At 66.6% G+C, this 13,355-nt stretch carries 4 protein-coding genes and 2 rRNA genes; 3 read left to right on the top strand and 3 right to left on the bottom strand.

Annotated elements, in window-relative coordinates:
• Positions 1-4: 4 nt before the first annotated feature.
• A 23S ribosomal RNA gene (locus HS045_RS11020) occupies positions 5-3,130 on the bottom strand.
• 466 nt (positions 3,131-3,596) lie between these two features.
• Positions 3,597-5,120, bottom strand: a 16S ribosomal RNA gene (locus tag HS045_RS11015).
• Together the 16S and 23S rRNA genes form the textbook arrangement of a ribosomal RNA operon.
• 628 nt (positions 5,121-5,748) lie before the next feature.
• Here HS045_RS11015 and HS045_RS11010 point away from each other — a divergent pair.
• Both HS045_RS11010 and mgrA read left to right on the top strand, forming a co-directional pair.
• The gene (locus HS045_RS11010) at positions 5,749-7,809 is read left to right on the top strand and encodes a S9 family peptidase (RefSeq protein WP_307827456.1); all 2,061 of its coding nucleotides are present in this window, start codon (positions 5,749-5,751) and stop codon (positions 7,807-7,809) included.
• Positions 7,806-8,822 carry an L-glyceraldehyde 3-phosphate reductase gene (gene mgrA / locus HS045_RS11005; RefSeq protein WP_196450958.1) on the top strand — a complete coding sequence of 339 codons (1,017 nt, stop codon included), beginning with the start codon at positions 7,806-7,808 and terminating at the stop codon, positions 8,820-8,822. Before HS045_RS11010 ends, mgrA begins: the two co-directional genes overlap by 4 nt.
• A 99-nt stretch (positions 8,823-8,921) precedes the next feature.
• Here the strand turns inward: mgrA and HS045_RS11000 are convergent, their stop codons facing one another.
• Positions 8,922-11,339: a lysylphosphatidylglycerol synthase transmembrane domain-containing protein gene (locus HS045_RS11000; RefSeq protein WP_307827455.1), complete on the bottom strand. Its 2,418-nt coding sequence runs from the start codon at positions 11,337-11,339 to the stop codon at positions 8,922-8,924.
• A gap of 365 nt (positions 11,340-11,704) precedes the next feature.
• On the opposite strand from HS045_RS11000, the gene HS045_RS10995 reads away from it, so the two are divergent.
• Positions 11,705-13,312, top strand: coding sequence for a M28 family metallopeptidase (locus tag HS045_RS10995; protein ID WP_196450957.1), 1,608 nt, complete (start codon positions 11,705-11,707; stop codon positions 13,310-13,312).
• Positions 13,313-13,355: the final 43 nt, after the last annotated feature.

Below are 13,355 nucleotides of genomic sequence, written 5' to 3'. Positions count from 1 at the left end.
CTTTGAGGTCAAGTCCTCGGCCTATTAGTACCGGTCAGCTCCACACATTACTGCGCTTCCACCTCCGGCCTATCAACCCGGTCGTCTACCGGGAGCCTTACCCCCTCACAGGGTGGGAGACCTCATCTCAAGGCGAGCTTCCCGCTTAGATGCTTTCAGCGGTTATCCCTTCCGAACGTAGCCAACCAGCCGTGCTCCTGGCGGAACAACTGGCACACCAGAGGTTCGTCCGTCCCGGTCCTCTCGTACTAGGGACAGCCCCTTTCAAGTCTCCTGCGCGCGCAGCGGATAGGGACCGAACTGTCTCGCGACGTTCTAAACCCAGCTCGCGTACCGCTTTAATGGGCGAACAGCCCAACCCTTGGGACCTACTCCAGCCCCAGGATGCGACGAGCCGACATCGAGGTGCCAAACCATCCCGTCGATATGGACTCTTGGGGAAGATCAGCCTGTTATCCCCGGGGTACCTTTTAGCCGTTGAGCGACGGCGCTTCCACATGCCACCGCCGGATCACTAGTCCCAGCTTTCGCTCCTGCTCGACCCGTCGGTCTCACAGTCAAGCTCCCTTGTGCACTTACACTCGACACCTGATTGCCAACCAGGCTGAGGGAACCTTTGGGCGCCTCCGTTACCCTTTAGGAGGCAACCGCCCCAGTTAAACTACCCACCAGACACTGTCCCTGATCCGGATCACGGACCGAAGTTAGACGTTCAAAACGACCAGAGTGGTATTTCACCAATGACTCCACCCGAACTAGCGTCCGAGCTTCACCGTCTCCCACCTATCCTACACAAGACGCTCCAAACGCCAATGTCAAGCTGTAGTGAAGGTCCCGGGGTCTTTCCGTCCTGCTGCGCGTAACGAGCATCTTTACTCGTAGTGCAATTTCGCCGGGTCTGCGGTTGAGACAGCGGGGAAGTCGTTACGCCATTCGTGCAGGTCGGAACTTACCCGACAAGGAATTTCGCTACCTTAGGATGGTTATAGTTACCACCGCCGTTTACTGGCGCTTAAGTTCTCAGCGTCGCAGGCTTGCACCCGCTAACCGGTCCCCTTAACGTTCCAGCACCGGGCAGGCGTCAGTCCGTATACATCGTCTTACGACTTCGCACGGACCTGTGTTTTTAGTAAACAGTCGCTTCCCCCTGGCCACTGCGGCCCCCACCAGCTCAGAGCGCAAGACTCGTCACCAGCGAAGGCCCCCCTTCTCCCGAAGTTACGGGGGCAATTTGCCGAGTTCCTTAACCACAGTTCACCCGATCGCCTTGGTATTCTCTACCTGACCACCTGAGTCGGTTTCGGGTACGGGCCGCAACGATGCTCGCTAGAGGCTTTTCTCGGCAGCATAGGATCACCCACTTCGCCACAATCGGCTCGGCATCACGTCTCAAGATACATGAGAGGCGGATTTGCCTACCTCTCTCCCTACACGCTTACCCCAGGACTACCATCGCCTGGGATGGGCTACCTTCCTGCGTCACCCCATCGCTTACCTACTACCAGATCAGGCCAGGCGTTCAGCCTCACCCCCACCCCGAAGGGCAGAAGGGCTTAAGGACCCTTAGTATCACTGGATTCGATATGGGCGCATCACCACGGGTACGGGAATATCAACCCGTTGTCCATCGACTACGCCTGTCGGCCTCGCCTTAGGTCCCGACTTACCCTGGGCGGATTAGCCTGGCCCAGGAACCCTTGGTCATCCGGCGCAGAAGTTTCTCACTTCTGATTCGCTACTCATGCCTGCATTCTCACTCGCACGGCCTCCACAACTCGATCACTCGGCTGCTTCGCCGGCCGCACGACGCTCCCCTACCCATCCACACACCCAGACAGCTCGCGCTGCCAGGCTCAACGTGTGAATGCCACGACTTCGGCGGTGCACTTGAGCCCCGCTACATTGTCGGCGCGGAATCACTTGACCAGTGAGCTATTACGCACTCTTTCAAGGATGGCTGCTTCTAAGCCAACCTCCTGGTTGTCACTGCGACTCCACATCCTTTCCCACTTAGCACACGCTTAGGGGCCTTAGTCGGTGGTCTGGGCTGTTTCCCTCTCGACTACGGAGCTTATCCCCCGCAGTCTCACTGCCACGCTCTCACTTACCGGCATTCGGAGTTTGGCTGACGTCAGTAACCTTGTCGGGCCCATCGGCCATCCAGTGCTCTACCTCCGGCAAGAAACACGCAACGCTGCACCTAAATGCATTTCGGGGAGAACCAGCTATCACGGAGTTTGATTGGCCTTTCACCCCTAAACACAGGTCATCCCCCAGGTTTTCAACCCTGGTGGGTTCGGTCCTCCACGCAGTCTTACCCACGCTTCAACCTGCCCATGCCTAGATCACTCCGCTTCGGGTCTACAGCATGCGACTCAAACGCCCTCTTCAGACTCGGTTTCCCTACGGCTCCCCCACACGGGTTAACCTCGCCACACACCATAACTCGCAGGCTCATTCTTCAAAAGGCACGCAGTCACATCACGCACAGCAAGCTGTGCACGCTCCTACGGCTTGTAGGCACACGGTTTCAGGTACTATTTCACGACCCCTCACCGGGGTGCTTTTCACCTTTCCCTCACGGTACTAGTGCACTATCGGTCATCAGGGAGTATTTAGGCTTACCAGGTGGTCCTGGCAGATTCACACAGGATTTCTCGGGCCCCGTGCTACTTGGGATCCCCTCCAGCAGTCCAACAGGTTTCGCCTACCCGGCTCTCACGGTCTACGGCGTCCCTTCCCAGAGACTTCGACTACCCACTGGATTTCTCACTGCTCGCGGTCTCGGCAGAAACCGCCAGAAGGTCCCACGACCCCGCACACGCAACGCCTGCCGGCTATCACACGCATACGGTTTAGCCTCATCCGCTTTCGCTCACCACTACTCACGGAATCACATGTTGTTTTCTCTTCCTACGGGTACTGAGATGTTTCACTTCCCCGCGTTACCACCAACCGCCCTATACATTCAGGCGGAGGCAACACCCCATGACGGGTGCTAGGTTTCCCCATTCGGACATCCCCGGATCAACGTCTGGTTGGCGACTCCCCGAGGCTTAACGCAGCCTCCCACGTCCTTCATCGGCTCCTGATGCCAAGGCATCCACCGTGTGCCCTAAAAAACTTGGCCACAAAGATGCTCGCGTCCACTATGCAAATCTCAAACAACAAACAGCCACCGACCCCACCCGCCACCAGACACCCGCACCGGCGAAGACTTCACAAGCCTCCACCCGGCGAACCGGTATGACAGAAGATCGGCCCCGTCCGAGGAACACCACGAACCCTCCCACCCCGACCACGTCGAGGCGAGCCGGAACGCGACCTACCCGCCATCGGCGGGAGCCGCGCCCCACATGGTCCGTTCCCTCAGGACCCAACAGTGTGCCCGGAACCGCACGCCCCCCGGACCGCCGTTCCCACTCCCACCCCTCGAGAGGGCTGGGCGGTACTAGCCGGCCGGCGACCACGCCGAACCGAATAACCAGTGCTCCACTAATGAGCGCGCCGCGCACCGGACACTCGCCGATGACCGCGACATGGACCAGAACCCGGCGAGGTCACCCCCACCCGGACTTCCGGCCGGTGCTCCTTAGAAAGGAGGTGATCCAGCCGCACCTTCCGGTACGGCTACCTTGTTACGACTTCGTCCCAATCGCCAGCCCCACCTTCGACCGCTCCCCCCCACAAGTGGGTTGGGCCACGGGCTTCGGGTGTTGCCGACTTTCGTGACGTGACGGGCGGTGTGTACAAGGCCCGGGAACGTATTCACCGCAGCGTTGCTGATCTGCGATTACTAGCGACTCCGACTTCATGGGGTCGAGTTGCAGACCCCAATCCGAACTGAGACCGGCTTTTAGGGATTCGCTCCACCTCACGGTATCGCAACCCTCTGTACCGGCCATTGTAGCATGTTTGCAGCCCAAGACATAAGGGGCATGATGACTTGACGTCATCCCCACCTTCCTCCGAGTTGACCCCGGCAGTCTCCCATGAGTCCCCGGCCGCCCCGAAGGACGCCGCTGGCAACATGGAACAAGGGTTGCGCTCGTTGCGGGACTTAACCCAACATCTCACGCCACCAGCTGACGACAGCCAGGCACCCCCTGCCACCCAGTCCGAAGAGGCCCCCAGCACTGAGGGTTACCGGGCGATGTCAAGCCTTGGTACGGTTCTTCGCGTTGCGTCGAATTAAGCAACATGCTCCGCCGCTTGTGCGGGCCCCCGTCAATTCCTTTGAGTTTTAGCCTTGCGGCCGTACTCCCCAGGCGGGGCGCTTAATGCGTTAGCTACGGCGCGGAAACCGTGGAAGGCCCCCACACCTAGCGCCCAACGTTTACAGCGTGGACTACCAGGGTATCTAATCCTGTTCGCTCCCCACGCTTTCGCTCCTCAGCGTCAGGTAAGGCCCAGCAAGCCGCCTTCGCCACCGGTGTTCCTCCTGATATCTGCGCATTTCACCGCTACACCAGGAATTCCGCTTGCCCCTACCTACCTCTAGCCAGCCCGTATCGAATGCAGACCTGGAGTTAAGCCCCAAGCTTTCACATCCGACGCGACAAGCCACCTACGAGCTCTTTACGCCCAATAATTCCGGACAACGCTTGCGCCCTACGTATTACCGCGGCTGCTGGCACGTAGTTAGCCGGCGCTTCTTCTGCAGGTACACGTCACCTTCGTCCCTGCTGAAAGAGGTTTACAACCCGAAGGCCGTCATCCCCCACGCGGCGTCGCTGCGTCAGGCTTCCGCCCATTGCGCAATATTCCCCACTGCTGCCTCCCGTAGGAGTCTGGGCCGTGTCTCAGTCCCAGTGTGGCCGGTCGCCCTCTCAGGCCGGCTACCCGTCGTCGCCTTGGTGAGCCACTACCTCACCAACAAGCTGATAGGCCGCGAGTCCATCCCCGACCGAAAAAACTTTCCACCCGCAGGCCATGCGACCGCGGGTCGTATCCGGTATTAGACCCAGTTTCCCGGGCTTATCCCAGAGTCAGGGGCAGGTTACTCACGTGTTACTCACCCGTTCGCCGCTCGAGTACCCCGAAGGGCCTTTCCGCTCGACTTGCATGTGTTAAGCACGCCGCCAGCGTTCGTCCTGAGCCAGGATCAAACTCTCCAAACAATGTCTGAACAGTTGCATCCCGGCTGAAAGCATCCATGATGGATGATCCAACCAAAGGAATCCGTCCTCCCCGACCATGACAGGTCCGGGTGGGACGGGGTTGTGCATCATGCACTGGCTTTTAGCACACTGTTGAGTTCTCAAGAAACGGACGCGTTCACCGTCCGACGGGCCCGGAGGCCGCATCTCGCGGGGCGTTTCGTTCGTTCCGTTGTGTCTTCATTCTGTCGGATCCGCTTTTCCGTGTCAATTTGACCCGGTCCGGCCGATCCGCCTGGAATTCAGACCGCCCCGTTTCTGGGGCAACCCCTCAAACTTACCAGCCCTTGAGAGGTTCTGCGAACCGATCTCTGAAGCCGTTGGTTTCAGGGGATTGCCGACAGAACACAGCAGACCACACCGAAGTCACCGGAGTGAGTGGAGTGGTTTGCGCCGGATCTGGCGACGTCAAAAGATTAGCAGTCCCGGGGACCGCTCGGGACGGAACCGCGAAGCGGGCCGGCCCGCCCGGGGTGCGACCGTACTCGGATGAACGCATTCGAGCGGGGCCGAACCATGACAACGCACCGGGGCAACGAGCTGATTCCCTGATCGGGTCCGAAGCCGCCGGAACCATAGACTCGACGGGGTGAGCAGCGAGATGCCGCCTACGGCGAAGAAGGTCCCCAGCGAGCGCGTGCACCACGGGGACACCGTGATCGACGACTACGCATGGCTGACGGCCAAGGACGATCCCGAGACGATCGCCTATCTCGAGGCCGAGAACGCCTACACCCAGCAGATGACCGCCCACCTGAAGCCCCTCCAGGAGACGATCTTCCAGGAGATCAAGGGCCGGACCCTGGAGACGGATCTGTCCGTCCCCACCCGCAAGGGCGACTGGTGGTACTACTCCCGCACCGAGGAGGGCAAGCAGTACGGCATCCAGTGCCGGGTCGCCGCCGCGGGCGAGACCCCTCCGGAGCTGAAGGCCGGCGAGCCGCTCCCCGGCGAGCAGGTCATGCTCGACGGCAACGAGCTGGCCGGTGAGAGCGACTTCTTCGCCCTCGGCACCAGCGCGGTGAGCCCGGACGGCACCCTGCTGGCCTACTCGGTGAACTTCACCGGCGACGAGCGCTTCACCCTCAAGATGAAGAACCTCGTCACCGGCCGGACCCTCACCGACGAGATCCCCGGCATCTTCTACGGCGGTGCCTGGTCCGCCGACGGGACCACGTTCTTCTACACGACGGTCGACGAGGCCTGGCGCCCCTACCGGGTCTACCGGCACACCGTCGGCACCCCGGCCGGCGAGGACGTGCTCGTCCACGAGGAGGAGGACGAGCGGTTCTGGATCGGCGTCGGCCTCACCCGCAGCGAGCGCTACCTGATCCTCTCCGCCGGGAGCAAGATCACCAGCGAGATCCGGATCCTGGAGGCGGACCGCCCGACCGGCGGGTTCCGCGTCGTGCGGCCCCGCGAGACCGGCGTCGAGTACGGCCTCGACCACGCCGGTGACCGCTTCCTGGTCCTGCACAACAAGAACGCCGAGAACTTCGAGCTGGCCACGGCCCCGCTCGACGACCCCGGCACCTGGACGCCGCTGATCGCGCACCGCGAGGACACCCGGCTGCTGGACGTCGACGCCTTCTCCGGCCACACCGTCGTGCACTTCCGCCGCGACGGCCTCACCGGCATCCGCGTCCTGCCCGAGGGCGGCGAGCCGTACGAGATCCCCATGCCCGAGCCGATCTACGACGTGGCGCCCTCGGGGAACCCGGAGTTCGTCACCGGGCGGCTCCGCCTCGGCTACACCAGCATGATCACGCCGCCGTCGGTCTACGACTACGACCTGGCGTCGCGGGAGCTGATCCTGCTGAAGCGCAAGCCCGTGCTCGGCGGGTACGACCCGGCCGACTACGAGCAGTTCCGCGAGTGGGCGACGGCCCCGGACGGCACCCGCGTGCCGATCTCGATCGCGGTGAAGAAGGGCACCGAGCGGCCGGCCCCCACGGTCCTGTACGGCTACGGCAGCTACGAGACCTCGATCGACCCGTCGTTCTCGGTGGCCCGGCTCAGCCTGCTGGACCGGGGCTTCGTCTTCGCCGTCGCGCACATCAGGGGCGGCGGCGAGATGGGCCGCCGGTGGTACGAGGACGGCAAGTTCCAGCAGAAGAAGAACACCTTCACCGACTTCGTCGCCTGCGCCGAGCACCTCAAGGCCGCCGGCTGGTCCTCCGGCGTCATCGCGCGCGGCGGGTCGGCGGGCGGGCTGCTGATGGGCGCGGTCGCCAACCTCGCGCCCGAGTCCTTCGCCGGCGTGGTCGCCGAGGTGCCGTTCGTGGACGCGCTGAACACGATCCTCGACCCGTCGCTCCCGCTCACCGTCATCGAGTGGGACGAGTGGGGCGACCCGCTGCACGACCCGGACGTGTACGCGTACATGAAGTCGTACTCGCCGTACGAGAACGTGGACGGGCGGGTCTACCCGCCGATCCTGGCGATCACCAGTCTCAACGACACCCGGGTGCTCTACCACGAGCCCGCCAAGTGGGTCGCCCGGCTCCGCGCCACCGCCCGCGGCGGGCCGTTCCTGCTCAAGACGGAGATGGGCGCCGGGCACGGCGGCCGCAGCGGCAGGTACGACTCCTGGCGCGAGGAGGCCTTCACCCTCTCCTGGATCCTCGACACCGCGAAGGCGGCGCAGTGAGCTACACGGCCGCGGGCGACCGCTACGACGGGCGGCAGCCGTACAACCGGGTCGGCCGGAGCGGGCTCAGACTGCCCGCGGTCTCGCTGGGGCTCTGGCACAACTTCGGCGACGACAAGCCGTTCGAGGTGCAGCGGGCCATCCTGCGCCGGGCCTTCGACCTCGGGGTGACCCACTTCGACCTGGCCAACAACTACGGCCCGCCGTACGGCTCGGCGGAGGCGAACTTCGGGCGGCACCTGCGGGAGGACTTCGCCCCCTACCGCGACGAGCTGGTCATCTCCACCAAGGCGGGCTACGACATGTGGCCCGGGCCGTACGGCGAGTGGGGGTCGCGCAAGTACCTGCTGGCCAGCCTGGACCAGTCGCTCAAGCGGATGGGCCTGGACTACGTCGACGTCTTCTACAGCCACCGGCCCGACCCGGACACGCCGCTGGAGGAGACGATGGGCGCGCTGGACCACGCGGTCCGGTCCGGGCGGGCGCTGTACGCCGGGATCTCGTCCTACTCTCCGGAGCAGACCGCCGAGGCGGCGCGGATCCTGCGCGAGATGGGCACGCCGCTGCTGATCCACCAGCCGTCGTACTCGATGCTCAACCGGTGGATCGAGGGCGGCCTGCTGGACGTGCTGGAGGCCGAGGGGGCGGGCTGCATCGCGTTCTCGCCGCTGGCGCAGGGCAGGCTGACCGACCGCTACCTCGACGGGATCCCGGAGGGGTCGCGGGCCTCGCTGGGGCGCTTCCTGAAGCCGGAGATGCTCACCGATCAGGTCATGCGGCACGTGCGGCGGCTCAACGAGATCGCCTCGGCGCGCGGCCAGTCGCTGGCGCAGATGGCGCTGGCCTGGGCGCTGCGGGACCGGCGGGTGACCTCGGTGCTGATCGGCGCGAGCAGTGTGCGGCAGCTGGAGGACAGCCTCGGGGCGGTGCGGAACCTCTCCTTCACCCCTGAGGAGCTGGCGGCCATCGACGAGGACGCGGTCAAGGCCGGCGTCGACCTCGGGACCGGCTGACCGTACGGGGACGTCCGGCCGCGGGCAGGACGGCCGTGCGGGACGGCCGTACGGGACGGCCGTACGGGAGGACCGTGTGGGACGCCGGGTCCGGCCCGGCTACAGGGCCTCGTTCCGCTGCAGGTAGGCGAACGAGGCCCAGCCGGGCAGGACCGGGAACCAGAAGGTGAGCAGCCGGAACAGCAGCACGGCGGAGGCGGCGGTCCCCGGTTCGAGGCTGGCGAGGGTCAGGCCGGTCGCCAGGGAGAGCTCCACCGCCCCCAGTCCGCCGGGGGTGGGGGCGGCCGAGCCGATGGCGTTGCCGGCGAGGAAGACCACGGCGACGGCGGCGAAGTTGAGGTCGCCGCCGAAGGCGCGCACGCAGGCGTCCAGGCAGACGACGAAGAAGACCGTCAGCAGCAGGGTGCCGGTGAAACCCTCGGCGATCTTCCGGGGGGACTGGAGCACGTCCAGCAGGCGCGGAACCACCCCGGAGAAGAGCGAGCGCACCCGCGAGGTCACCATGCGGCGCAGCCGCGGCACGCCCATCAGGAAGAGCACCAGCACGGCGACGGCCAGCAGCACGAAGACCAGGGTGCGTGACGGGGTGAAGGAGGCGGCCGTGCCGGAGCCGGTGACGTAGGCGAACAGCACCAGCAGCGTGATGTGGAAGGCGAGCCCGACGAGCTGGGAGGCGCCGACGCTGGCCACCGCCTGGCCCGGCGGGATGCCCCGCCGCTGCAGGTAGCGGGTGTTGATGGCGACGCCGCTCACCGCGGCCGGGGCGACCAGTTTGACGAACGACCCGGCGAACTGGACGAGCACGGTCCGGCCGAGCGGGAGCCTCTCCGGCACGAAGCCCATGAGCATCAGGGCGGCCGCGACGTAGCTCAGCATCGCGGCGGCGAACGCCACCCCCGTCCAGCGCCAGTCCGCCGAGGTGATCGCGTTCAGGTTGGTCCGGGCCAGGTAGGTGACCAGGAAGTACGCGGCGAAGGCGCTGGCGACGATCGTGAAGAGGGTCTTCGGGCGGAACCGCTCCAGGCGGACCGTCTCGGCCTCGGCCCGGGGCTCCAGTTCGACGATCCGCTCCCGGATCGCGGGCAGCAGTGCCTTGTCCTTGCTCAGCGCCAGCCGGGTCTCACGGGTGAGCGCGATCCGCTGGAGCAGCGGGAGCGCCGAGGCCAGCGTGTGCGGCCCCGCCACGGTCGTGGCGGCGCGGACCGCGCGCTCGGCGCCGACCCGGAGGCTGAGGTAGGTGAGCAGCTGGACGACGTCGAGGCTGAGCAGGATGTCCCCGGCGGCGATCTCGCCGCTGCGGGCGTCCATCAGGACGACCCGGCCCTCGTCGTCGACGTGGATGCTGTCACCGGTCAGCCGCCGGTGGGCGAGCCGCTGGACCTGCAGCAGGAGGACCTGCTCCCAGATCTGGGCAAGCAGGTCGTCGCTGATCTCCTCGTCGGGGATGTCCTCCAGCGCGCGGGTCGAGATGTGCTCGTAGACGAGCAGCGCGGCGTCGGAGCCAATCTCGCTGGTGCCGACCAGCCGGGGGGTGCCGACCCCGGCGGCGTGCGCGGCGTACGCCATCAGGGCCTCGCGCTCCAGTTCGGCGCGGAGCGAGCGGATGGCCTTGCGGCGGGTCTCGGAGCTGAGGCGGATGCGGCGCCAGAGGCGGTAGAGCAGGCCGGCGACCTGGCGGTCGCGGTCGAGGACGGTGACGTCGAGGCGGCTGCCGTCCCGCAGTCCCACGGCGTACCGGCGGCTGCCCTGGTGGTCGTCGTCGAGCCTGCGGGCCTTGACCGGGTGGAAGCCGAGCTTGCGGACCGCGGCGACGATCGCGCTGCCGGGCGGGCGGGTGTTGGGGCTGCCCACGCCGTACAGCGTGGCGTAGCCGACGGAGAGGCCGACCAGGATGGAGACGACGATGCCGAGCACGGTGGCGGCCAGTCCGGCGAAGAGCGCGACCGCGTTCACCGCGACCGCCGTCCACAGGGCGGCGCGCCAGGTGGGGCGGTTGGAGATGCGCACCGCGGTGGTGTAGGCGATGACCGAGGTGAGCAGGGTGTTGAGCGGCTCGACCCCGGCGCGTCCGCCGGTGAGCAGCAGGCGCAGGTCCTCGGCGCCGGCGGCGATGATCCACTCGCCGAGGACGAAGGACAGGACCATGCCGGCGATGGCGGCGAACAGGCCCTCGGCGACGCGCAGGCCGTCGCGGTGGATCACCCGCTCGACCGCGTAGGCGGCGGGGATCGCGAGCATGGCGCCACCGCCCAGCACACCGACCAGGCCGCTCAGCAGGAACGGCACGCGCCGGGTGCCCTCGGTGACGTCGGCCTCCAGGCCGTTGAGCGTCTTCTTGGCGACCAGCGCGAGGAGGATCACGGCCACCAGCGCCAGCAGGGTGACCAGGAAACGCAGCGCGTCGGAAGGGCGGCGGATGCGCTGGGGCAGCAGCGGTTCGACGACGAGCACGGCGGGGCCGCCGCCCGGCGCGCCGACGGCGGGAGCTCTCTCACCGCGTTCCTTGATGTTTCTCACCGCCTGCGATTCTGCCTGTTTCGTACTAGATCCGCGTCACCGATCTTTCCTTCCAGTCTCCACGGACGCGGCCGCTCCTATCCCACCGGCCTCCACGGTCCCGCCCGGAACGGCCGCCGGAGACGGCCTGCACCCGTCCGAGACGGAGAATTGACCCGCCGGTTCGCGCGATCGGCGGGCCGCTCCGGGACCGACCTGGAAAGCTCGTCCCATGCCCTGCCACCTGCAGTATCACCTGTTATCTGACCCGGTTCGATAACAAAAGTCGAGAAACGCTAATCAGGTTCCATTCGCCCCGGACATGTCCCGCTTGATCGTGATCACGGGGATTTCCCCGCTCCACTGGTTCAGAGGAGGAGTTCCGCATGCGCACGCGCGCGTACAGGGGCCTGCTGGCCGCCGCCACCGCGGTTTCGGCCGTGGTCCTGCCCGTCGTCTCCGCCGCCCCGGCCGGCGCCGCCCCGGATCCCCGGACGCTCAGCCAGGCGGTCAAGGCCCCCGCCGTCAAGCGGCATCTGCAGCGGTTCCAGGAGATCGCCGACGCGAACGGCGGCACCCGTGCGGCGGGGACCTCCGGCTACGACGCGTCGGCCGGCTACGTGGCCGACCGGCTGCGCGCGGCCGGCTACCGGGTCACCCTGCAGGAGTTCGAGTTCCCCTTCTTCCGTGAGATCACCGCGACCACGATGCGCCGGGTCGCCCCCACCGCGAAGGCCTACACCCGCATGACCCACTTCCGGGTCATGACGTACTCCGGGTCGGGCAGCGTCACCGCCGCGGTCCAGGCCGTGGACGTGAAGCTGCCGGCGCCCGCGACCGCCGGCGGCTCCACCTCCGGCTGCGAGGCCGCCGACTTCGCCCGCTTCGTTCCGGGCAACATCGCGCTCCTGCAGCGCGGCACCTGCAGTTTCCAGGTCAAGGCGGAGAACGCGCAGGCCGCCGGGGCCCGCGCCGTGATCATCTTCAACGAGGGGCAGGCCGGCACGGGCACGGCCGACCGGCGGGGCCTGCTCGGCGGCACCCTCGGCGGGACGACCGTGAACCTCCCGGTCGTCGGGACCACGTTCGCGGTCGGCAGGGAGCTGGCCGCCGCCGGGACGGTGGTGACCCTCACCGCGCGCACCGAGGGCGACCCGAAGCGCAGGACGCACAACGTGCTGGCCGAGAGCCGCTGGGGCGACCCGGGCAAGGTCGTCATGCTCGGCGCGCACCTGGACAGCGTCCCGGAGGGCCCCGGCATCAACGACAACGGCTCGGGCAGCGCGGGCGTGCTGGAGACCGCGATCCAGGCCGGGGGCCTGCAGACGAGGAACCGGCTGCGCTTCGCCTTCTGGGGCGCCGAGGAGCTGGGCCTGCTCGGCTCCAAGCACTACATGGCGGAGCTGACCGCCGCGGAGAAGGCCCGGATCAGGCTCTACCTGAACTTCGACATGATCGCGTCCCCGAACCACGTCTTCGGCGTCTACGACGGCGACGACTCGGACCGGACCGGCTCCCCGGCCGGTCCGGCGGGCTCGGACACGATCGAGAAGCTCTTCGCGTCGTACTTCAGGGCCGTCCGCCAGCCGTACACCGGGACCGACTTCACCGGCCGCTCCGACTACGGCCCCTTCATCGCGGCGGGCATCCCCGCGGGCGGGCTGTTCACCGGCGCCGAGGGCGTCAAGACCGCGGCGGAGGCCGCGAAGTTCGGCGGCCGGGCCGGGGTCGCGTACGACGCGTGCTACCACAAGGCCTGCGACACCATCGGCAACGTCAGCGACAAGGCCCTGCGGGTGAACAGCGGGGCCATCGCCACCGCGGCGTTCACCTACGCCTACAGCCCGGTCCTGCCCGGCGGCACGCGCTCCGGCCGAGCCGCCCCGGGCGGGGGCTCCGGCCGGACGGCCTCCGGCGGGGGCGGCCTCGACCTCGGCCACGACCACGACCTCGGCCACGACCACGGCCACGGCCACGCGGACGCGCCCGCGTAGCGGACGACCACAGGAAGGGGGTACGGCCGGACGGCCGTACCCC

Source organism: Planomonospora sp. ID82291, assembly GCF_015711645.1.
In the GTDB taxonomy this organism is placed as follows: Bacteria; Actinomycetota; Actinomycetes; order Streptosporangiales; family Streptosporangiaceae; genus Planomonospora.
Note: the sequence above shows the minus strand (reverse complement) of the source record. Positions and strands in the feature narration are given on the sequence as shown.

What these genes read in the sequence shown, in the direction of transcription:
- HS045_RS10995 (WP_196450957.1), top strand. Translation starts at nt 11,705, where the DNA reads ATGCGCACGCGCGCGTACAGGGGCCTGCTGGCCGCCGCCACCGCGGTT.